Genomic DNA, 19,864 nt, shown 5'->3' on the forward strand with positions numbered 1-19,864 from the left:
CAGCATGACAGATGTGACCATTAAAGCGCTGGCCTCAGAGATTCAGACCTCTGTGGATCGCCTGATACAGCAATTTGCTGATGCAGGGATTCGCAAATCGGCTGATGATTCTGTGACGGCGCAAGAGAAGCAGACCTTGTTGACGCACCTGAACCGTGAACACGGTTCGGCGCCCGACAAGCTGACGCTGCAGCGCAAAACGCGCAGCACGTTAAATATTCCAGGTACCGGTGGTAAAAGTAAATCGGTACAAATCGAAGTCCGCAAGAAGCGCACCTTTGTGAAACGCGACCCGCAAGAGGCAGAACGCCTTGCCGCGGAAGAGCAGGCGCAGCGTGAAGCGGAAGAGCAAGCCCATCGCGAGGCAGAAGAAGCTGCCAAGCGAGAGGCGCAATTAAAAGCTGAACGTGAGGCCGCAGAACAAGCTAAACGTGAAGTCGCTGAGAAAGCGAAACGTGAAGCTGCGGAAAAAGACAAAGTGAGCAATCAACAAACCGACGACATGACAAAAAGCGCCCAGGCTGAAAAGATCCGCCGTGAAAACGAAGCAGCAGAGCTGAAACGTAAAGCGGAAGAAGAAGCACGTCGCAAGCTTGAAGAAGAAGCGCGCCGCGTAGCGGACGAAGCACGCCGTATGGCTGCAGAAAACGAAAAGAACTGGACCGAAACGCCAGAAGCTCCAGAAGAAACCAGCGATTATCACGTGACGACGTCTCAGCACGCTCGTCAGGCTGAAGATGATAACGATCGCGAAGTAGAAGGCGGCCGTGGCCGCGGTCGCAACAGCAAAGCTGCGCGTCCGAAGAAAGGCAACAAGCACGCCGAATCAAAAGCCGATCGTGAAGAAGCCCGTGCAGCCGTTCGTGGCGGCAAAGGCGGCAAGCGTAAAGGTTCTTCTCTGCAACAGGGCTTCCAGAAGCCTGCGCAGGCTGTAAACCGTGACGTTATCATCGGTGAAACCATCACCGTTGGCGAGCTGGCTAACAAGATGGCGGTCAAAGGCTCTCAGGTCATCAAAGCGATGATGAAGCTGGGCGCGATGGCAACCATCAACCAGGTCATCGACCAGGAAACCGCACAGCTGGTTGCCGAAGAGATGGGCCACAAAGTTATCCTGCGTCGTGAGAACGAGCTGGAAGAAGCGGTAATGAGCGACCGTGATACCGGCGCGGCGGCAGAAGCCCGTGCACCGGTTGTGACCATCATGGGTCACGTTGACCACGGTAAAACCTCTCTGCTGGACTACATTCGTTCAACCAAAGTGGCATCCGGCGAAGCGGGTGGTATTACCCAGCACATCGGTGCATACCACGTTGAAACCGAAAACGGGATGATCACCTTCCTGGATACTCCGGGTCACGCTGCGTTTACCTCAATGCGTGCTCGTGGTGCGCAGGCAACGGATATCGTTGTTCTGGTTGTTGCTGCCGACGATGGCGTGATGCCACAGACTATCGAAGCTATCCAGCACGCAAAAGCGGCTCAGGTGCCGGTAGTGGTTGCGGTCAACAAGATCGACAAACCTGAAGCGGATATGGATCGCGTTAAAAACGAACTGTCTCAGTACGGCGTTATGCCGGAAGAGTGGGGCGGCGAATCTCAGTTCATCCCTGTTTCTGCGAAAGCGGGTACCGGTATTGATGATCTGTTGAATGCTATCCTGCTGCAGGCTGAAGTTCTGGAGCTGAAAGCTGTACGTAACGGTATGGCCAGCGGCGCGGTTATCGAATCCTTCCTGGATAAAGGTCGTGGTCCGGTAGCAACCGTTCTGGTTCGCGAAGGTACTCTGCACAAGGGCGACATCGTTCTGTGCGGCTTCGAATACGGTCGCGTTCGTGCGATGCGTAACGAACTGGGTCAGGAAGTTCTGGAAGCGGGTCCGTCCATTCCGGTGGAAATCCTCGGTCTGTCCGGTGTTCCGGCTGCGGGTGATGAAGTGACCGTTGTTCGTGACGAGAAGAAAGCGCGTGAAGTTGCGCTGTATCGTCAGGGCAAATTCCGTGAAGTTAAACTGGCGCGCCAGCAGAAATCTAAACTCGAGAACATGTTCGCTAACATGACTGAAGGCGAAGTTCACGAAGTGAACGTCGTACTGAAGGCGGACGTTCAGGGTTCTGTCGAAGCGATCTCCGACTCTTTACTGAAACTGTCTACCGACGAAGTCAAAGTGAAGATCATCGGTTCTGGCGTAGGTGGTATCACCGAAACCGACGCGACCCTGGCTGCGGCATCCAACGCCATCCTGGTCGGCTTCAACGTACGTGCCGATGCATCTGCACGTAAAGTTATCGAAGCGGAAAGCCTGGATCTGCGCTACTACTCCGTCATCTATAACCTGATCGACGAAGTGAAAGCGGCGATGAGCGGTATGCTCTCTCCGGAACTGAAACAGCAGATCATCGGTCTGGCTGAAGTCCGTGATGTCTTTAAATCGCCGAAATTTGGCGCTATCGCGGGCTGTATGGTTACCGAAGGGACGATCAAACGTCATAACCCAATCCGCGTTCTGCGCGACAACGTGGTTATCTATGAAGGCGAGCTGGAATCCCTGCGCCGCTTCAAAGATGACGTTAACGAAGTCCGTAACGGTATGGAATGTGGTATCGGCGTGAAGAACTACAACGACGTTCGCGTTGGCGATATGATCGAAGTGTTCGAAATCATCGAGATCCAGCGTACCATCGCCTAATCTTCGTCGGTTTTTGGGCCGCCACGCGTTGGCTGCGCTCGCTCGCCCCGGTCGCATCGTTATCTATGCTCCCGGGGATTGATGAGAGACCTCTGTCTCTCTCACCGGAGGCCAGCCTTCGGTTGTTCAAATTCGTCCCCGATGAATTTGTCACGAGCCTGCCGCCTTGTTGCCACCCAACATCCTTAGACGATTGACTAGCGTAGGCCGGGTTAGCATAGCGCCACCCGGCAATAATTCTAAAAAGGGGCTTATGGCCCCTTTTTTGTCTTTATCTGGAGAATTTATTATGGCGAAAGAATTTGGTCGCCCGCAGCGCGTGGCTCAGGAGATGCAAAAAGAGATTGCTATCATCCTGCAGCGCGAAATTAAAGACCCGCGTCTGGGCATGATGACCACCGTTTCTGGTGTTGAAATGTCTCGCGATCTGGCTTATGCCAAAGTCTTCGTAACCTTTCTGAACGACAAAGACGAAGCCGCGGTGAAAGCCGGTATCAAAGCATTGCAGGAAGCATCCGGCTTTATCCGTTCCCTGCTGGGGAAAGCGATGCGACTGCGTATCGTGCCGGAACTGACCTTCTTCTACGACAACTCGTTGGTTGAAGGGATGCGTATGTCTAACCTGGTGACCAGCGTGGTGAAGCATGACGATGAGCGTCGTGTGAACCCGGACGACAGCAAGGAGGACTGATGAGTCGTCCTCGTCGTCGCGGTCGCGATGTGCATGGCGTGCTGTTGCTGGATAAACCTCAGGGCGCGTCCAGCAACGATGTACTGCAGAAAGTCAAACGTATCTATAACGCGAATCGCGCAGGGCACACCGGTGCGCTGGATCCGCTGGCAACCGGCATGCTGCCGATTTGTCTCGGGGAAGCCACGAAGTTTTCCCAGTATCTGCTGGATTCCGATAAGCGCTATCGTGTGATTGCGAAGCTCGGACAGCGTACCGACACCTCTGATGCCGATGGCCTGGTGGTGGAAGAGCGCCCGCTGACCTTCAGCGACGAACAGCTGGCGGCGGCGCTGGACAGTTTCCGCGGCGAAACCCAACAGGTACCGTCGATGTATTCGGCGCTGAAATACCAGGGGAAAAAGCTCTACGAATATGCCCGTCAGGGGATTGACGTCCCGCGTGAAGCCCGGCCGATTAACGTCTATGAGCTGCTGTTTATCCGCCACGAAGGGGATGAGCTGGAGCTGGAAATTCACTGCTCCAAAGGCACCTATATCCGGACGATTATTGACGATCTGGGTGAGAAACTGGGCTGTGGCGCACACGTTATTTATCTGCGTCGTCTGGCCGTCAGCAAATATCCGGTTGAGCGGATGGTGACGCTGGAGCAGCTGCAGGCGCTGGTTGAACAGGCCATGGCGCAGGATATTCCTGCCGCGCAGCTGCTCGATCCGCTGCTGATGCCGATGGACAGCCCGGCGTCGGACTATCCTCTGGTTAATATTCCCGAAACATCGGCTGTTTACTTTAAGAATGGCAACCCGGTCCGTACTGCAGGCGCCCCGTTACAGGGCCTGGTGCGGGTCACTGAAGGTGAAGAGGGTAAGTTTCTCGGTATGGGTGAGATTGACGATGAAGGCCGCGTGGCGCCGCGTCGTCTGGTTGTCGAATACCCAGCTTGAGGGCTGTTCTTGCGATAAAAGCCGGCTGCGGGTAGAATATCGCCGCTTAACGTCCGCAAAAGTGTTTTAACATTTTCGGGCGTTGCATCAGGGGTCGCTGAATTAGAGATCGGCACCCTTTCTTTCTTTTAAATCTGGAGTTTTAAAATGTCTCTAAGCGTTGAAGCTAAAGCAAAAATCGTTTCTGAGTTTGGTCGTGGCGAAAACGACAGCGGTTCTACCGAAGTTCAGGTTGCACTGCTGACTGCACAGATTAACCATCTGCAGGGTCACTTCTCCGAGCATAAAAAAGATCACCACAGCCGTCGTGGTCTGCTGCGCATGGTTTCCCAGCGTCGTAAACTGCTCGACTACCTGAAACGTAAAGATGTTGCACGTTACTCTTCGCTGATCGAGCGTCTGGGTCTGCGTCGCTAATTCTGCGAGTTTCAGAAAAAGGGGCCTCAGGGCCCCTTTTTTCGACCAGGCGGCAGCAATTCACTAAAAACTCATGTATTGTTGCTATTAATGATCTTCGTGCAGAGGTTCGCGCGGCTAATGAGAGGCTTGATCCGCAGGGGCGGGTAAAGGTTGTCATTAGTCGCGAGGATGCAGGAGATCGGGTCAACTGACGCTATGTCGTGGATATCGCGTCACCTATTGATATAAAGGATAGAATTTTGCTAAATCCGATCGTTCGTAAATTCCAGTACGGCCAACATACCGTAACGCTGGAAACCGGCATGATGGCTCGTCAGGCCACTGCTGCTGTCATGGTTAGCATGGATGACACTGCGGTATTCGTTACCGTTGTTGGTCAGAAAAAAGCGAAGCCAGGTCAGGACTTCTTCCCGCTGACTGTTAACTATCAAGAGCGTACTTACGCAGCAGGTAAAATCCCGGGTGGTTTCTTCCGTCGTGAAGGCCGTCCAAGCGAAGGCGAAACCCTGATCGCGCGTCTGATTGACCGCCCGGTTCGTCCGCTGTTCCCGGAAGGCTTCGTCAACGAAGTTCAGGTTATCGCTACCGTTGTTTCCGTTAACCCGCAGGTTAACCCGGATATCGTGGCGATGATTGGTGCTTCCGCAGCGCTGTCTCTGTCAGGTATTCCGTTCAACGGTCCTATCGGTTCTGCTCGCGTTGGTTATATCAACGACCAGTACGTTCTGAACCCGACTCAGGATGAGCTGAAAGAAAGTAAGCTGGACCTGGTGGTTGCCGGTACCGAAGCGGCCGTGCTGATGGTTGAATCTGAAGCTGAACTGCTGAGCGAAGACCAGATGCTGGGTGCGGTGGTCTTTGGCCACGAACAGCAGCAGATTGTCATTCAGAACATCAACGACCTGGTTAAAGAAGCGGGTAAACCGCGCTGGGACTGGCAGCCTGAAGCCGTCAACGAAGCGCTGAATGCGCGCGTTGCTGCCCTGGCCGAAGCGCGTCTGAGCGATGCTTACCGTATCACTGATAAACAAGAGCGTTACGCTCAGATTGACGTGATCAAAGCGGAAACTATCGCGACTCTGATTGCTGAAGACGAAACCCTGGACGCTAACGAACTGGGTGAAATCCTGCACGCTATCGAGAAAAATGCCGTACGTAGCCGCGTACTGGCAGGCGAGCCGCGTATCGATGGCCGTGAAAAAGATATGATTCGTGGTCTGGATGTTCGTACTGGCGTACTGCCGCGTACTCACGGTTCCGCACTGTTCACCCGTGGCGAAACTCAGGCGCTGGTGACTGCGACCCTGGGTACCGCACGTGATGCGCAGAACATTGACGAACTGATGGGCGAGCGTACTGACTCCTTCCTGTTCCACTACAACTTCCCTCCGTACTCTGTCGGTGAGACTGGCATGGTGGGTTCACCGAAGCGTCGTGAAATCGGTCACGGTCGTCTGGCTAAGCGCGGCGTACTGGCCGTGATGCCGACCACCGAAGAATTCCCGTACACCGTTCGCGTGGTATCTGAAATCACCGAATCTAACGGTTCTTCCTCCATGGCTTCCGTGTGCGGTGCTTCTCTGGCGCTGATGGATGCTGGTGTGCCGGTGAAGGCTGCCGTTGCGGGTATCGCGATGGGTCTGGTGAAAGAAGGCGACAACTACGTCGTTCTGTCTGACATTCTGGGTGACGAAGACCACCTCGGTGATATGGACTTCAAAGTGGCGGGTTCCCGCGACGGTATCTCTGCGCTGCAGATGGATATCAAAATTGAAGGCATCACCAAAGAGATCATGCAGGTTGCACTGAACCAGGCGAAAGGTGCACGTCTGCACATCCTGGGCGTCATGGAGCAGGCGATTAACGCGCCGCGCGGCGATATCTCTGAATTCGCACCGCGTATCCACACCATCAAGATCAGCCCGGACAAGATCAAAGACGTGATCGGTAAAGGCGGCTCTGTGATTCGTGCGCTGACTGAAGAGACCGGTACTACCATCGAAATCGAAGATGACGGTACCGTGAAGATCGCAGCAACCGATGGCGATAAAGCGCAGCACGCTATCCGTCGTATCGAAGAGATCACGGCTGAGATCGAAGTTGGCCGTGTTTACAATGGTAAAGTGACCCGCATCGTTGACTTTGGCGCATTTGTTGCCATCGGCGGCGGTAAAGAAGGTCTGGTCCACATCTCTCAGATCGCTGACAAGCGCGTAGAGAAAGTGACCGATTACCTGCAGATGGGTCAGGAAGTGCCGGTTAAAGTTCTGGAAGTTGACCGTCAGGGCCGCGTTCGTCTGAGCATTAAAGAAGCAGCTGAACAGACTCAGCCTGCCGCTGCACCGGAAGCTCCGGTTGCTGAGCAAGGCGAGTAAGGTTGCCGTTTGCCCTCCGCGTTGGCGGAGGGCGTATTACGGGCAGGACGCCCTGTTTGCAGCCGGGGAACTGGACGTTCATCCAATCGTTGTCTTCGGGAGTGGGAAATGAAGCCTTTTTTGCGCTGGTGTTTCGTGGCGACAGCTCTCACGCTGGCAGGATGCAGCAACTCTGCCTGGCGTAAGGACGCAGTCCTCGCGGTGCCATTGCAACCGACTTTGCAGCAAGAAGTGATTCTGGCGCGCATGGAACAAATTCTTGCCAGTCGGGCTTTAACCGATGACGAACGCGCACAGCTTTTATATGAGCGCGGAGTGTTGTATGATAGTCTCGGTCTGAGGGCATTAGCGCGAAATGATTTTTCACAAGCGTTGGCAATCCGACCTGATATGCCTGAAGTATTCAATTACTTAGGCATTTATTTAACGCAGGCAGGCAATTTTGATGCTGCCTATGAAGCGTTTGATTCTGTACTTGAGCTTGATCCAACTTACAACTACGCGCACTTAAATCGCGGTATCGCCCTTTATTACGGCGGTCGCGCTAAGTTAGCGCAAGATGATCTGCTGGCGTTTTATCAAGACGATCCCAATGATCCTTTCCGTAGCCTGTGGCTTTACCTCGCTGAGCGTAAACTCGACGAGAAGCAGGCGCTTGAAGCACTGAAACAGCGCTTCGACAAATCGGATAAAGAACAATGGGGATGGAACATTGTCGAGTTCTACCTTAGCGACATCAACGAAAAAACGTTGATGGACCGTTTGAAGGCAGACGCAACGGATAACACCTCGCTCGCTGAGCATCTCAGTGAAACCAACTTCTATTTAGGTAAGTACTACCTAAGTCTGGGGGACAAGGACAGCGCTACGGCACTGTTCAAACTGGCGGTCGCAAACAACGTTCACAACTACGTTGAGCACCGATACGCATTGTTGGAATTATCGCTCTTGGGCCAGGAGCAAGATGACCTGGCAGAATCGGACCAGCAATAGCTGACGAACACATCAGCCCATTTTTTTGTTTGCCATCACCTTAACGGGTGAGGGCGTTGTTGTTCGTTAATACACCTACTTTGAGCCGGTTCACACTTTTCAATGAAAATTACTCTAAATTTTCACGTTGAGTTATGTAGACTGGCCGCCATTAATTTTGAGGCACACGTACTACATGGCTGAATTCGAAACCACTTTTGCAGATCTGGGCCTGAAGGCTCCCATCCTTGAAGCGCTTAACGATCTGGGTTACGAAAAACCATCTCCGATCCAGGCTGAGTGCATTCCGCATCTTCTGGGCGGCCGCGACGTTCTGGGTATGGCCCAGACGGGTAGCGGTAAAACCGCAGCGTTCTCTTTACCGCTGCTGAACAATCTTGATCCTGAGCTGAAAGCACCGCAAATTCTGGTGCTGGCGCCGACCCGCGAACTGGCGGTACAGGTCGCTGAAGCAATGACGGACTTCTCTAAACATATGCGCGGCGTAAACGTGGTAGCCCTTTACGGCGGCCAGCGTTATGACGTGCAGCTGCGTGCTCTGCGCCAGGGACCACAAATCGTTGTGGGTACCCCGGGTCGTCTGCTGGACCACCTGAAGCGCGGTACTCTTGATCTCTCTAAACTGAGCGGTCTGGTACTGGATGAAGCTGACGAAATGTTGCGTATGGGCTTCATCGAAGACGTAGAAACGATTATGGCGCAGATCCCGGAAGGTCATCAGACCGCTCTGTTCTCTGCCACCATGCCGGAAGCGATCCGTCGCATTACCCGCCGCTTTATGAAAGAGCCGCAGGAAGTGCGCATCCAGTCCAGCGTCACGACTCGCCCGGACATCAGCCAGAGCTACTGGACTGCTTACGGTATGCGTAAAAATGAAGCGCTGGTGCGTTTCCTGGAAGCGGAAGATTTTGATGCGGCGATTATCTTCGTTCGTACCAAAAATGCGACCCTGGAAGTGGCTGAAGCGCTGGAGCGTAGCGGCTACAACAGCGCCGCGCTGAACGGCGACATGAACCAGGCGCTGCGTGAGCAGACTCTGGAGCGTCTGAAAGATGGTCGTCTGGATATCCTGATTGCGACCGACGTTGCGGCTCGTGGCCTCGACGTTGAGCGTATCAGCCTGGTTGTTAACTATGATATCCCGATGGACTCCGAGTCTTACGTTCACCGTATCGGCCGTACCGGTCGTGCGGGTCGTGCTGGCCGCGCGCTGCTGTTCGTTGAGAACCGTGAACGCCGCCTGCTGCGTAACATCGAACGCACCATGAAGCTGACGATTCCGGAAGTAGAACTGCCGAACGCAGAACTGCTGGGCAAACGCCGCCTGGAAAAATTTGCCGCTAAAGTTCAGCAGCAGCTGGAAAGCAGCGATCTGGATCAGTACCGTGCGCTGCTGGCGAAAATCCAGCCGTCTGCTGAAGGTGAAGAGCTGGATATCGAAACTCTGGCCGCAGCTCTGCTGAAAATGGCTCAGGGCGAACGTCCGCTGATTCTGCCGCCGGATGCACCGATGCGTCCTAAGCGTGAATTCCGCGACCGTGACGATCGTTTCGAGCGCCGTGGCGACCGCAACGACCGTGGCCCGCGTGGCGACCGTCCGGAGCGTAGCGGTGAAGATCGTCCTAAGCGCGAACGTCGTGACGTGGGCGATATGGAGCTGTATCGCATTGAAGTGGGCCGCGATGATGGCGTTGAAGTTCGTCATATTGTTGGCGCTATCGCTAACGAAGGCGACATCAGCAGCCGTTACATCGGTAACATCAAGCTGTTCGGTACCCACTCCACGATCGAACTGCCGAAAGGCATGCCGGGCGAAGTTCTGCAGCACTTCACTCGTACTCGCATCCTGAACAAGCCGATGAACATGCAGCTGCTGGGCGATGCTCAGCCGCGTCCGGACCGTGGCGGCGAACGTCGTGGCGGTGGTGAGCGCCGTGAAGGCGGTCGCGCATTCGGTGGCGAACGTCGTGAAGGCGGCCGCAACTTCGGTGGTGGCGAGCGTCGCGAAGGCGGCCGTGGTGATGGTCGTCGTTTCAGCGGCGAACGTCGTGACGGTGCTCGTGCTCCGCGTCGTGATGATGCCGCTGCGGCTCCGCGCCGTGATGATTCCGCTGGCCGTCGTCGTTTCGGTGGCGATGCGTAATTAGCGCACTCCGCTAGCGTAAAGTAAATAATACAGCCCCGATCGTAATGATTGGGGCTTTTTTTATTTCTTTTGTACTCGTGTACTGGTACAGTGCTGCGCGTTAACAACGAAAAGCATGAATGACTGGAGATTTCGGCAAATGGCGACACTTACCACTACGGCAACCCGACCGTCCTTGTTTGGCGGCGTGGTGATAATCGGCGGGACCATCATTGGCGCAGGCATGTTTTCGCTGCCGGTGGTCATGTCCGGTGCGTGGTTCTTCTGGTCGCTGGCTGCGCTGATCTTTACCTGGTTTTGCATGCTCCATTCCGGACTGATGATTCTGGAAGCGAACCTGAACTACCGCATTGGCTCCAGCTTCGACACCATCACGAAAGATCTGCTGGGTAAAGGCTGGAATCTGGTCAACGGCCTGTCGATCGCTTTTGTGCTCTATATCCTGACCTACGCCTATATCTCGGCCAGCGGCTCCATACTGCACCATACCTTCGCGGAGCTTTCATTGAATGTGCCGGCGCGGGCTGCGGGCTTTGGCTTTGCGCTGCTGGTGGCTTTTATCGTCTGGTTGAGTACCAAAGCGGTGAGCCGAATGACGGCAATCGTACTGGGAGCGAAGGTTATTACCTTCTTCCTGACCTTTGGAAGTCTGCTGGGGCACGTTGAGCCGACGACACTGTTTAACGTCGCCGAAAAGAATGCATCCTACACGCCGTACCTGTTGATGACGCTGCCGTTTTGCCTGGCTTCCTTTGGCTATCACGGTAACGTACCGAGCCTGATGAAGTATTATGGCAAAGATCCCCGGACCATTATCCGCTGCCTGGTGTACGGTACGCTGCTGGCCCTCGGGCTGTATGTCGTCTGGTTACTGGTGACGATGGGCAACATTCCACGCCCTGAGTTTATCGGCATCGCGCAGAAGGGCGGTAACATAGATGTGCTGGTACAGGCATTGAGCGGGGTGCTCAACAGCCGTAGTCTGGACCTGCTGCTGGTGGTGTTCTCGAACTTCGCCGTTGCCAGCTCTTTCCTTGGGGTCACCCTGGGACTGTTTGACTACCTGGCGGACCTGTTTGGGTTTGATGATTCTGCTCTCGGCCGTTTTAAGACCGCGCTTCTGACCTTTGTTCCACCGATCATTGGCGGCCTGCTGCAGCCCAATGGTTTCCTGTATGCCATCGGCTATGCCGGTCTGGCCGCAACCGTCTGGGCGGCGATTGTCCCGGCGCTGCTGGCCCGCGCATCGCGCAAGCGCTTCGGTAGCCCACAGTTTCGTGTCTGGGGCGGAACGCCGATGATTGTGCTGATTCTGCTGTTTGGTGCCGGTAACATCATCGTGCATTTCCTGTCGAGCTTTAATCTGTTGCCTGTTTACCAGTAAACAGAACGCCCGGTGGCGCGACGCTGACCGGGCCTACCGAAGCGAGCAGGCCGGATAAGACGCCGTCGCCATCCGGCAAAAAACTACCCCAGCAACTCCTCTTTTACCTGCATCGCTAAATCAAACGAATGCAGGCGCGCCTGATGATCGAAGATCTGGCCGTTCACCATCAGCTCATCGGCCTGGGTTTCCCGCAAAATGGACTCCAGCCCGTGGCGGATTTTGGCTTTATCCCCTACCAGCGACATGCTGAGCGCCTGCTGTACTCCATACTGTTCTGAGGCGGACCACAGTTGATGCATATTTTCCACCGGCGGCGGGAGCTGACCGGTTTCGCCGCGACGCAGCTTCACGAATGCCTGTTGCATCGAGGTGAACAGGAATTCGGCATCACGGTTGCTATCGGCGGCGATGATATTAATACATACCATGGCGTACGGTTTCGCTAAGCGCTCGGACGGTTTGAACTGGGTGCGGTAGAGATGCAGCGCCTGGAATAACATATCCGGCGCAAAGTGCGACGCGAAGGCAAAGGGCAACCCAAGCTGTGCCGCCAGCTGTGCGCTGTACAGACTGGAGCCTAACAGCCACACCGGGATCTGCTCTCCGTAGCCGGGAACCGGGCGCACGTGCGGATTGGGATCGCGGGCATCAAACCAGTCCACCAGTTCGGCGACATCGCGCGGGAAGTTATCAACATCCCCGCCCATATGGCGGCGGAGCGCCATCATCGTCCGCTGGTCGCTGCCCGGCGCACGGCCAAGCCCCAGGTCAATACGTCCTGGATACAAGGTATTGAGCGTACCGAACTGTTCGGCGATCACCAGCGGTGAATGGTTGGGTAACATCACGCCACCGGATCCCAGATGCAGCGTCGTGGTATTCGCCGCCAGATAGCCGATAAGCACCGATGTTGCGGCGCTGGCAATGCCAACCATGTTGTGATGTTCCGCCAGCCAATAGCGATGATAGCCGCGTTTTTCAGCCAGGCGAGCGAGATCCAGAGAGTGTGAGAAGGCCGTTTTGGCGCAAGAACCCTCGGGGATCGGTGCCAGATCGAGCACCGAGAACGGAATAGATTTGTCAGTCATAAAGGCTCACTTTGTTACAGCATCGTCATCAGATTGAAGGTCTTCTTCCAGCCTGGCGCATTCAGCGAGCGCCAGCCAGAAAAGCTGCAGCTTTCATACTGCATGAAAAGACGAAGCATGCTGTTAACAAAGCGAGCTATTTTCAGGACTGCAGTTCCAGCCCGGCCAGTCGTTTCCAGTAACCGTTGCAGTCACTGTTGGCGATCAGCGGCAGCGGCGAGGCGCCGTTTTCATTGGCGCGGAAGGCATCGAGCATAGCAAAGGTATCGTTACCCAGCGGTGACAGGCGCACCATATCGACCAGCCCCTGCATCGACGCCAGTTCGTTGCCGAGGTTATAGACATAGCCGCTCATGGTCTGAATACCGTTCAGGACAAACACCTGCTGATTTTCCTGGGACAGCACGCTGCGCCCGTTCGGGTACTTGATGCAGCAGGTCTCACATTCATCTTTCGGGCGATCTTCGGAACGTGCGGTAAAGCAGCGAGCGGAATAGGCCAACGGCAGGTGGCCGTAGCTCAGGACTTCCACTTCGAACTGGTCGCGGAGACCGAGCTCTTCGCACTGGGCGAGCAGGTTCACCAGCCAGTCGCGAGACAGCTCAACCGGCATGCACCAGCGTATCATTCCTTGTTTACGCAGCAGACGCAGGGTGACGGCGTTATAGCAGTTGAGCGCATGTCCGGCGACGAAAGGCAGTTTGCGCTCTGCGCACATATTGACGACGCCAAGGTCGCTGGCTTCGATCAGAAATTCACCGTTATCGACATAGCGCTTCAGCTCGTTGAGTTCGGAAGAGGCCTGCACCAGCGCAAGCGTGGAGAGCACCACCTGCTTACCGCTGCCCGCCAGCGCTTTCGCCATCTCCAGCCAGTCGCCCACTTTGGTGGCGCGGCGTTTGCTGCATACGGCTTCGCCCAGATAGATCGTATCAGCACTGGATCGTGCGGCCTGCTGGTAAAAATCTTCCAGCGTCTCTTTCGGCCAGTAGTAAAGCACCGGCCCTAATGAATATTTCATTACTTTTCTCACTGCCATTTACGGTGGTAGGCGCCAAGGGTGGTTTGTGTCCCTTCGGACATGGCACCGAGCGTCTCCATCCATGCGGATTGCGGAATAAAGTTTTGCGGATCGGCTTTGCAGCGATCGATCGCCTGGCGCCATACTTTCGCCACCTGGGTGACGTAGGCGGGGCTGCGCTGGCGACCTTCAATTTTCACCGACGCAATATTTGCCGCCATCAGTTCCGGCAGGAGCTCCAGCGTATTCAGGCTGGTTGGCTCTTCCAGCGCATGATAGCGCTCGCCATCTACCAGATAGCGACCCTTGCACAGCGTCGGGTAACCCGCATTTTCACCATCCTGATAGCGATCGATCAGCACTTCGTTGAGGCGTGACTCGAGACCCTGCGGCGTTTGTTGCCAGCGGACAAAGCGCGCAGGTGAACAGGCGCCGACGGTATTCGGCGATTCGCCGGTCAGGTAAGAAGAGAGGTAGCAGCGGCCTTCTGCCATGATGCACAGGCTGCCGAAGGCGAAGACCTCCAGCGGAACCGGCGTCGTGCGGGCGAGCTGTTTTACCTGATGAATCGACAGCACGCGCGGTAGCACAACGCGGGCGACATCGAAATTGCGATGATAGAAACGCACCGCCTCTTCGTTGGTTGCCGACGCCTGTACCGAAACGTGGCGTTCAATATGCGGATAACGCTCTGCGGCGTATTCCAGCATGGCGATATCGGCAAGGATTAAGGCATCCGCGCCCAGCTGTGCCGCCATGTCTACCGCACGCTGCCAGCGGGCATAACCGTCAGGATGTGCAAAGGTGTTGATCGCTATATGCAGCTTACGACGGTGCTGATGCACAAAGCTAACGGCCTCCTGCAGTTTCTTTTCGGTGAAATTAAGGCCGGCAAAGTGGCGGGCGTTGGTGTCATCTTTCAGCCCGATATAGACGGCGTCGGCACCGTTTTCGATGGCCGCCTTAAGTGCCGGAAGGTTGCCGGCTGGGCAGAGCAGCTCCATAATTTTTCCTGAAAAATGCGGCCCGTAGGGACGCTGATAGGGTTAATGAGCAGGGATTTTAGTTAACCTTCTGGTGACAATTTTTGATTTGAGGCAGTTAAAAGCGTATTGGCGGCGCCAATAATTGGTACCCGTTGTGGTGATTTTGTTGATTTACGCCGCTATGTCGTTTATTTGATATGGCACAATAGCGGAACTATTGCTTTCATGGAGTAAGGCTTGTGTTGGATAAATTGCGTTCCCGGCTGGTCCACTTTGGCCCGTCTTTGATGAGCGTGCCGGTTAAGCTGGCGCCTTTTGCCCTCAAGCGCCAGGTGCTGGAGCAGGTATTAAGCTGGCAGTTTCGTCAGGCTCTGGAAGAGGGCGAACTGGATTTTCTCGAAGGCCGCTGGTTAAGTATTAATGTGCGTGATATCGGTTTGCTGTGGTATACCTCGGTGAGCGAAGGGCGTCTGGTGGTCAGCGCTACGGCCGAAGCGGATGTGAGCTTCAGCGCCGATGCCAGCGATCTGCTGATGATCGCCGCGCGTAAACAGGATCCGGATACATTGTTCTTCCAGCGTCGGCTGGTCATCGAAGGTGATACTGAGCTGGGGCTGTATGTAAAAAACCTGATGGATGCCATTGAGCTGGAGCAGATGCCAAAAGCGCTGCGCGTGATGCTGCTGCAGCTGGCTGACTTTGTTGAAGCGGGGCTGAACGGCCCGCGGAAACCTGAACAGACATCGGTAGGTGAGGCATGCTGATTCGAGTTGAAATTGGGATTGATGCACCGGGAATCGACGCGTTACTGCGCCGTACGTTTGGCAGCGATGCCGAAGCGCAGCTGGTGCACGATTTACGTGAAGACGGCCTGATCACGCTGGGCGTGGTGGCGACAGATGATGAAGGGCAGGTTATTGGCTATGTCGCCTTCAGCCCGGTCTCCGTTGAAGGCGAAGAGCTGCAGTGGGTCGGACTGGCGCCGCTGGCGGTAGATGAAAACTATCGCGGCCAGGGAATCGGCAGCCAGCTGGTCTACGAAGGGCTGGATTCATTGAATGAGTTTAGCTATGCCGCAGTGGTGACGCTGGGCGAGCCGGCCTTCTACGGCCGCCTCGGCTTTGAGCCGGCTGCCCGCTTCGATCTGCGTTGCCGCTGGCCGGATACCGGCGAGGCGTTCCAGGTGCGCCCGTTGGCCGATGACGCGCTGGAAGGGGTGCATGGGCTGGTAGAGTACTGCGATCGCTTTAACCGCCTCTGAGGCTCTCCAGCAGAGTCTCAAAAGAACCATCTCCGGCAACGAGGCGCTCTTTCTGGCGCTTCGTTAGCTGCTTGATGCGATACTCCAGTCGTAGCGCAAGTGAGTGTTCACCAACTTCCTGGCTGAACGCCAGCTGCAGTTCGCCTTTTCCGCGCAATGCTTTTGCTCCCTTGCCATCCTGATGCTGACAAAAACGGCGTGCAACATCGGTAGTGATCCCGGTGTAAAGGCGATTATCGGCGGTACGTATCAGATAGAGAAACCAGCGCACGGTAGAAAGATCGGTATGTTAAGGTAGTTGCACCATAACATACCGGAGAGTAAAGATGGATACGCTTGCTGCTATCAGCCGCTGGCTTGGCAAACAGCATGTGATTAGCTGGTGCGTTGCCAGCGACGGAGAGCTGTGGTGCGCCAATGCGTTCTATGTGTATGACTCGCAAAACGTCGCCTTCTATCTCCTGAGTGATGACAGTACCCGCCACGGGCAGATGACCGGCCTGCGCGCAAAGGTCGCCGGCACCGTCAATGGCCAGCCGAAAACCGTTGCCCGTATTCGCGGCGTCCAGTTCAAAGGTGAAATTCGTCGTCTTTCAGGTCACGAGGAAGAGACGATGCGCGCGCGGTACGTCAGCCGCTTTCCGATCGCCAGGATGCTGCATGCGCCGGTCTGGGAAATCCGCCCGGATGAGCTCAAATTCACCGATAACACGCTGGGGTTTGGCACCAAGTTACACTGGCTACGTCACCCGGATAGCGAGTGAAAGCCCGCACGGGCGTGCAGAGTCTCACATTTCCCGCATACTCTTGTTACCGCGGCATCCGCCGCTGAAGGGCTGATTTTTCAGGGGGCATAATGAGTCAGGTGCTAATAACAGGGGCTACCGGATTAGTTGGTGGGCACTTACTTCGAATGCTGATCGAGGCGCCGGACATTGCGGCGATAACCGCAGCGACCCGCCGCCCGCTGGCGGACGCAGAGGGAGTGCTAAATCCTCACGCGCCTGAGCTGAGCGATGCGCTGGCGCAGGTTGTTGACCCTGTTGATATCGTGTTTTGCTGTCTCGGGACCACGCTGCGAGACGCGGGCAGCAAAGCCGCCTTCATTCAGGCTGACTACCAGCTGGTGGTGGATACGGCGCTCACCGGGCTCCGGCTGGGCGCGAAGCACATGCTGGTGGTCAGCGCGATGGGGGCCAATCCGCATTCGATGTTCTTCTACAACCGCGTTAAAGGCGAAATGGAAGAGGCGCTGCGTGCGCAGCCGTGGACGCGTCTGACGATTTTGCGCCCGTCGATGCTGCTGGGCGATCGAGAGCAAAAAAGGGCAAATGAAGCGGTGCTGGCGCCATTATTCCGATTGCTGCCGGGAAACTGGAAATCTATCCATGCCCATGAGGTGGCGCAAGCGATGCTGAGCGAAGCGCTGACCCCTGGCCGGGAAGGCGTGACGATTCTGCCATCGGCAAAACTGCGTGAAATTGCGGCCAGCGAAGCGTAGTATTCTGCGCTTCACATCATATCACCACATCTTTCCTGGGGAATGCTATGGCTGGTCAGTCTTCATCTCAGGCGGCGTCACCGTTTCAATGGTGGAAGCCCGCACTCTTTTTTCTCGTTGTTATCGTTGGCCTGTGGTTCGTCAAATGGCAGCCTTACTATGGCAAGGCGTTTACGGCCGCAGAAACGCACAGTATCGGTAAATCGATCCTGGCTCAGGCCGACGCCAACCCGCTAAAAGCGGCATGGGACTACGCGGTGGTCTACTTCCTGGCGGTGTGGAAAGCGGCGGTGCTGGGCGTCCTGCTCGGTTCGCTGATTCAGGTGCTGATCCCGCGCGACTGGCTGCTGCGTACGCTGGGCCAATCGCGATTTCGCGGTACGCTCTCAGGGGTGCTGTTTTCTCTGCCTGGTATGATGTGTACTTGCTGCGCCGCACCGGTTGCGGCGGGGATGCGTAAGCAGCAGGTATCGATGGGCGGCGCGCTGGCGTTCTGGATGGGCAACCCGCTGCTGAATCCGGCAACGCTGGTGTTTATGGGCTTTGTGCTGGGCTGGCAGTTTGCGTTGATTCGCCTGGCTGCCGGGCTGGCAACGGTGTTGATCGTGGCGACGCTGGTGCAAAAATGGGTCAAAGAGGCGGCAACGCAACCGTCAGATCTTCCGGCTGTCGATGGTACCGCACAGGGGCCTTTTTTCACCCGCTGGCTGAGCGCACTCTGGACCCTGTTCTGGAATACTATCCCGGTCTATATTCTGGCGGTCCTGGTGCTGGGGGCGGCACGTGTCTGGCTGTTCCCGCATGCCGATGGCGTGGTGGGGAATACCCTGTTCTGGGTGGTGGCGATGGCGATAGCCGGCTGTCTGTTTGTCATCCCTACCGCGGCGGAGATCCCTATCGTCCAAACCATGATGCTGGCGGGAATGGGGTTTGCCCCGGCGCTGGCGCTGCTCATCACGCTGCCTGCGGTCAGCGTGCCGTCGTTGATTATGTTGCGTAAGGCTTTTCCGGCGAAAGCGCTGTGGCTGACCGGTGGGCTGGTGGCCCTATGCGGCGCGGTGGTTGGCGGACTGGCGTTACTCTGAGGAAATCCCGGGCTGCGGCTAACGCCTTGCCCGGTTCGTCACCCGGCTCAGCATTGCGCGAGCCGGGACTATTTGGGGGACTTACTTGATATAGGTAAAGGCGGTGGTCACACGCGATACGCCGCTTACCCGACTGGCGATATCTGCCGCCGCACGACCTTCACGCTCCGTGACCAGACCCATCAGGAACACTTCGCCATTCTCGGTCGTTACTTTAACGTTTGACGATTTGACCTGATCGGTGCCCAGCAGCTGAGAGCGCACTTTGGTCGTAATCCAGGTATCGGAAGAGGCGGTACCTAAACCAATCGGCTGGCCCTGACGCACTTCGTTAAAGACTTCCGTTGTGCCTTCGACGCCCATGGCGATTTGTTTCGCGCGCGCGGAGAGATCCGCCACCGGAGACTGACCGGTCAGCAGGACTTTGCCCTGATAGGCGGTAACGTTAATCCGCGCCTGTTTCTTAATTTGCTCGTCTTTCGACAGCGCGCTGTTGACGCGCAGTTCCAGCGTACTGTCATCAACCTGAGTACCGACCGTACGCGGGTCCGTGGCGGCTTTGGTGCCGACAGCTGCCGTTCCGACTACCGCTGCGGCAACGCATCCTTGTAGCAGTAGCGCAGAAAGAATGATGGCGAGGGGCGAGAGAGCCTTCATGTGTTCTCCTTAATCGTCCTGGTGTGGAAAAAGCGTGTTATCAATCAAATCGCACAGGCAGTTAACGGTGAGCATATGCATTTCCTGAATTCGCGCGCTGCGATGAGACGGAATGCGGATTTCGACATCCTGCTGGCCCAGCAGACCAGCCAGCTCACCGCCGTCGTAGCCGGTGAGTGCGACGATGGTCATATCGCGGGTGACGGCAGCTTCAACGGCTTTCACGATGTCCCGACTATTGCCGCGCGTGGAAATGGCCAGCAGAACATCACCTGCGTGGCCTAACGCGCGAACCTGCTTGGCGTAGATTTCGTCATGCAGGCGATCGTTGGCAATTGCGGTTAAGACCACATTATCGGTATTTAGTGCAATGGCGGGTAAACCAGGACGCTCTGTTTCAAAACGATTAATCATGCTGGCAGCAAAATGCTGTGCGTTGGCGGCAGAGGTGCCATTGCCACAACAGAGGATTTTGTTGCCATTGAGCAGCGACTGTACCAGGGTCAAGGCCGCACGGGAGATGGCATCCGGGAGAGCTTCCGCTGCTGCAATTTGGGTTTGAATGCTTTCAGTAAAGCAGGCTTTAATTCTATCGAGCACGGGATCCCTTAATTCATTTA

General features: G+C 55.8%; 20 protein-coding genes. 14 read left to right on the forward strand and 6 right to left on the reverse strand.

The annotated features are described in order from the left end of the window. Positions 1-4 precede the first annotated feature (4 nt). The 9 genes from infB to mtr all read left to right on the forward strand — a co-directional run bounded on the left by infB (position 5) and on the right by mtr (position 11,642). A complete protein-coding gene (gene infB / locus DSD31_RS02950; RefSeq protein WP_004868071.1) occupies positions 5-2,689 on the forward strand; it encodes a translation initiation factor IF-2 in 2,685 nt (894 codons plus the stop codon). 289 nt (positions 2,690-2,978) lie between these two features. Continuing rightward, entirely contained in the window at positions 2,979-3,380 is a 402-nt protein-coding gene (gene rbfA, locus DSD31_RS02955) for a 30S ribosome-binding factor RbfA (RefSeq protein ID WP_004106092.1), read from the forward strand. Beyond that, positions 3,380-4,324 carry a tRNA pseudouridine(55) synthase TruB gene (gene truB, locus DSD31_RS02960; RefSeq protein ID WP_004868069.1) on the forward strand — a complete coding sequence of 315 codons (945 nt, stop codon included), beginning with the start codon at positions 3,380-3,382 and terminating at the stop codon, positions 4,322-4,324. Before rbfA ends, truB begins: the two co-directional genes overlap by 1 nt. A 147-nt stretch (positions 4,325-4,471) precedes the next feature. Beyond that, positions 4,472-4,741 carry a 30S ribosomal protein S15 gene (gene rpsO / locus DSD31_RS02965; protein ID WP_004868066.1) on the forward strand — a complete coding sequence of 90 codons (270 nt, stop codon included), beginning with the start codon at positions 4,472-4,474 and terminating at the stop codon, positions 4,739-4,741. Between the two features lie 242 nt (positions 4,742-4,983). After that, positions 4,984-7,119 (forward strand): polyribonucleotide nucleotidyltransferase, encoded by a 2,136-nt coding sequence (pnp, locus tag DSD31_RS02970; RefSeq protein ID WP_004868062.1) that lies wholly within the window; start codon positions 4,984-4,986, stop codon positions 7,117-7,119. Positions 7,120-7,227: 108 nt separating this feature from the next. Continuing rightward, positions 7,228-8,112: a lipoprotein NlpI gene (gene nlpI / locus DSD31_RS02975; RefSeq protein ID WP_004868058.1), complete on the forward strand. Its 885-nt coding sequence runs from the start codon at positions 7,228-7,230 to the stop codon at positions 8,110-8,112. 102 nt (positions 8,113-8,214) lie between these two features. Then, a complete protein-coding gene (gene yrbN / locus DSD31_RS02980) occupies positions 8,215-8,295 on the forward strand; it encodes a protein YrbN (protein WP_099001532.1) in 81 nt (26 codons plus the stop codon). After that, entirely contained in the window at positions 8,288-10,255 is a 1,968-nt protein-coding gene (locus DSD31_RS02985) for a DEAD/DEAH family ATP-dependent RNA helicase (RefSeq protein WP_004868054.1), read from the forward strand. The genes yrbN and DSD31_RS02985 overlap by 8 nt, the downstream gene beginning before the upstream one ends. Positions 10,256-10,397: 142 nt before the next feature. Next, positions 10,398-11,642 carry a tryptophan permease gene (gene mtr / locus DSD31_RS02990; RefSeq protein ID WP_004868052.1) on the forward strand — a complete coding sequence of 415 codons (1,245 nt, stop codon included), beginning with the start codon at positions 10,398-10,400 and terminating at the stop codon, positions 11,640-11,642. Positions 11,643-11,725: 83 nt separating this feature from the next. On the opposite strand, the gene DSD31_RS02995 is transcribed toward mtr, so the two are convergent. The 3 genes from DSD31_RS02995 to ubiU form a co-directional block, all read right to left on the reverse strand. Then, positions 11,726-12,733 (reverse strand): luciferase-like monooxygenase, encoded by a 1,008-nt coding sequence (locus tag DSD31_RS02995; RefSeq protein WP_004868051.1) that lies wholly within the window; start codon positions 12,731-12,733, stop codon positions 11,726-11,728. A gap of 142 nt (positions 12,734-12,875) precedes the next feature. Continuing rightward, the gene (locus DSD31_RS03000) at positions 12,876-13,754 is read right to left on the reverse strand and encodes a U32 family peptidase (RefSeq protein ID WP_004868048.1); all 879 of its coding nucleotides are present in this window, start codon (positions 13,752-13,754) and stop codon (positions 12,876-12,878) included. 8 nt (positions 13,755-13,762) lie between these two features. Next, the gene (gene ubiU, locus DSD31_RS03005) at positions 13,763-14,758 is read right to left on the reverse strand and encodes a ubiquinone anaerobic biosynthesis protein UbiU (RefSeq protein ID WP_004868047.1); all 996 of its coding nucleotides are present in this window, start codon (positions 14,756-14,758) and stop codon (positions 13,763-13,765) included. Between the two features lie 221 nt (positions 14,759-14,979). Between ubiU and ubiT the strand changes: the two genes are divergently transcribed. Beyond that, entirely contained in the window at positions 14,980-15,504 is a 525-nt protein-coding gene (ubiT, locus tag DSD31_RS03010) for a ubiquinone anaerobic biosynthesis accessory factor UbiT (protein WP_004868045.1), read from the forward strand. Further along, positions 15,498-16,001 carry a GNAT family N-acetyltransferase gene (locus DSD31_RS03015; protein ID WP_004868043.1) on the forward strand — a complete coding sequence of 168 codons (504 nt, stop codon included), beginning with the start codon at positions 15,498-15,500 and terminating at the stop codon, positions 15,999-16,001. Before ubiT ends, DSD31_RS03015 begins: the two co-directional genes overlap by 7 nt. Here the strand turns inward: DSD31_RS03015 and DSD31_RS03020 are convergent. Continuing rightward, positions 15,988-16,272: a GIY-YIG nuclease family protein gene (locus DSD31_RS03020; protein ID WP_004868040.1), complete on the reverse strand. Its 285-nt coding sequence runs from the start codon at positions 16,270-16,272 to the stop codon at positions 15,988-15,990. The genes DSD31_RS03015 and DSD31_RS03020 overlap by 14 nt on opposite strands. Positions 16,273-16,327: 55 nt before the next feature. Here DSD31_RS03020 and DSD31_RS03025 point away from each other — a divergent pair, with 55 nt between their 5' ends. The 3 genes from DSD31_RS03025 to DSD31_RS03035 all read left to right on the forward strand — a co-directional run bounded on the left by DSD31_RS03025 (position 16,328) and on the right by DSD31_RS03035 (position 18,587). After that, a complete protein-coding gene (locus tag DSD31_RS03025; RefSeq protein WP_104895543.1) occupies positions 16,328-16,765 on the forward strand; it encodes a YhbP family protein in 438 nt (145 codons plus the stop codon). Between the two features lie 92 nt (positions 16,766-16,857). Continuing rightward, a complete protein-coding gene (locus DSD31_RS03030; protein ID WP_015585665.1) occupies positions 16,858-17,502 on the forward strand; it encodes an NAD(P)H-binding protein in 645 nt (214 codons plus the stop codon). Positions 17,503-17,549: 47 nt separating this feature from the next. After that, the gene (locus DSD31_RS03035) at positions 17,550-18,587 is read left to right on the forward strand and encodes a permease (RefSeq protein WP_004868030.1); all 1,038 of its coding nucleotides are present in this window, start codon (positions 17,550-17,552) and stop codon (positions 18,585-18,587) included. Positions 18,588-18,668: 81 nt separating this feature from the next. Here DSD31_RS03035 and dolP read toward each other — a convergent pair whose 3' ends face one another. Both dolP and diaA read right to left on the reverse strand, forming a co-directional pair. Beyond that, on the reverse strand, positions 18,669-19,244 hold the full coding sequence (dolP, locus tag DSD31_RS03040; protein ID WP_004868028.1) for a division/outer membrane stress-associated lipid-binding lipoprotein: 576 nt from the start codon (positions 19,242-19,244) through the stop codon (positions 18,669-18,671). 9 nt (positions 19,245-19,253) lie between these two features. Further along, positions 19,254-19,844, reverse strand: a complete 591-nt coding sequence (diaA, locus tag DSD31_RS03045) for a DnaA initiator-associating protein DiaA (RefSeq protein WP_004868024.1) — start codon at positions 19,842-19,844, stop codon at positions 19,254-19,256. Positions 19,845-19,864 lie beyond the last annotated feature (20 nt).

The sequence above is a fragment of the Klebsiella sp. X13 genome (assembly GCF_003323835.1).
Classification (GTDB): domain Bacteria; phylum Pseudomonadota; class Gammaproteobacteria; order Enterobacterales; family Enterobacteriaceae; genus Klebsiella; species Klebsiella ornithinolytica.

What these genes read in the sequence shown, in the direction of transcription:
- DSD31_RS03035 (WP_004868030.1), top strand. Translation starts at nt 17,550, where the DNA reads ATGGCTGGTCAGTCTTCATCTCAGGCGGCGTCACCGTTTCAATGGTGG.
- nlpI (WP_004868058.1), top strand. Translation starts at nt 7,228, where the DNA reads ATGAAGCCTTTTTTGCGCTGGTGTTTCGTGGCGACAGCTCTCACGCTG.
- DSD31_RS03025 (WP_104895543.1), top strand. Translation starts at nt 16,328, where the DNA reads ATGGATACGCTTGCTGCTATCAGCCGCTGGCTTGGCAAACAGCATGTG.
- DSD31_RS03015 (WP_004868043.1), top strand. Translation starts at nt 15,498, where the DNA reads ATGCTGATTCGAGTTGAAATTGGGATTGATGCACCGGGAATCGACGCG.
- truB (WP_004868069.1), top strand. Translation starts at nt 3,380, where the DNA reads ATGAGTCGTCCTCGTCGTCGCGGTCGCGATGTGCATGGCGTGCTGTTG.
- mtr (WP_004868052.1), top strand. Translation starts at nt 10,398, where the DNA reads ATGGCGACACTTACCACTACGGCAACCCGACCGTCCTTGTTTGGCGGC.
- ubiU (WP_004868047.1), bottom strand. Translation starts at nt 14,758, where the DNA reads ATGGAGCTGCTCTGCCCAGCCGGCAACCTTCCGGCACTTAAGGCGGCC.
- DSD31_RS03030 (WP_015585665.1), top strand. Translation starts at nt 16,858, where the DNA reads ATGAGTCAGGTGCTAATAACAGGGGCTACCGGATTAGTTGGTGGGCAC.
- DSD31_RS02995 (WP_004868051.1), bottom strand. Translation starts at nt 12,733, where the DNA reads ATGACTGACAAATCTATTCCGTTCTCGGTGCTCGATCTGGCACCGATC.
- yrbN (WP_099001532.1), top strand. Translation starts at nt 8,215, where the DNA reads ATGAAAATTACTCTAAATTTTCACGTTGAGTTATGTAGACTGGCCGCC.
- infB (WP_004868071.1), top strand. Translation starts at nt 5, where the DNA reads ATGACAGATGTGACCATTAAAGCGCTGGCCTCAGAGATTCAGACCTCT.
- rpsO (WP_004868066.1), top strand. Translation starts at nt 4,472, where the DNA reads ATGTCTCTAAGCGTTGAAGCTAAAGCAAAAATCGTTTCTGAGTTTGGT.
- DSD31_RS03000 (WP_004868048.1), bottom strand. Translation starts at nt 13,754, where the DNA reads ATGAAATATTCATTAGGGCCGGTGCTTTACTACTGGCCGAAAGAGACG.
- rbfA (WP_004106092.1), top strand. Translation starts at nt 2,979, where the DNA reads ATGGCGAAAGAATTTGGTCGCCCGCAGCGCGTGGCTCAGGAGATGCAA.
- DSD31_RS02985 (WP_004868054.1), top strand. Translation starts at nt 8,288, where the DNA reads ATGGCTGAATTCGAAACCACTTTTGCAGATCTGGGCCTGAAGGCTCCC.
- dolP (WP_004868028.1), bottom strand. Translation starts at nt 19,244, where the DNA reads ATGAAGGCTCTCTCGCCCCTCGCCATCATTCTTTCTGCGCTACTGCTA.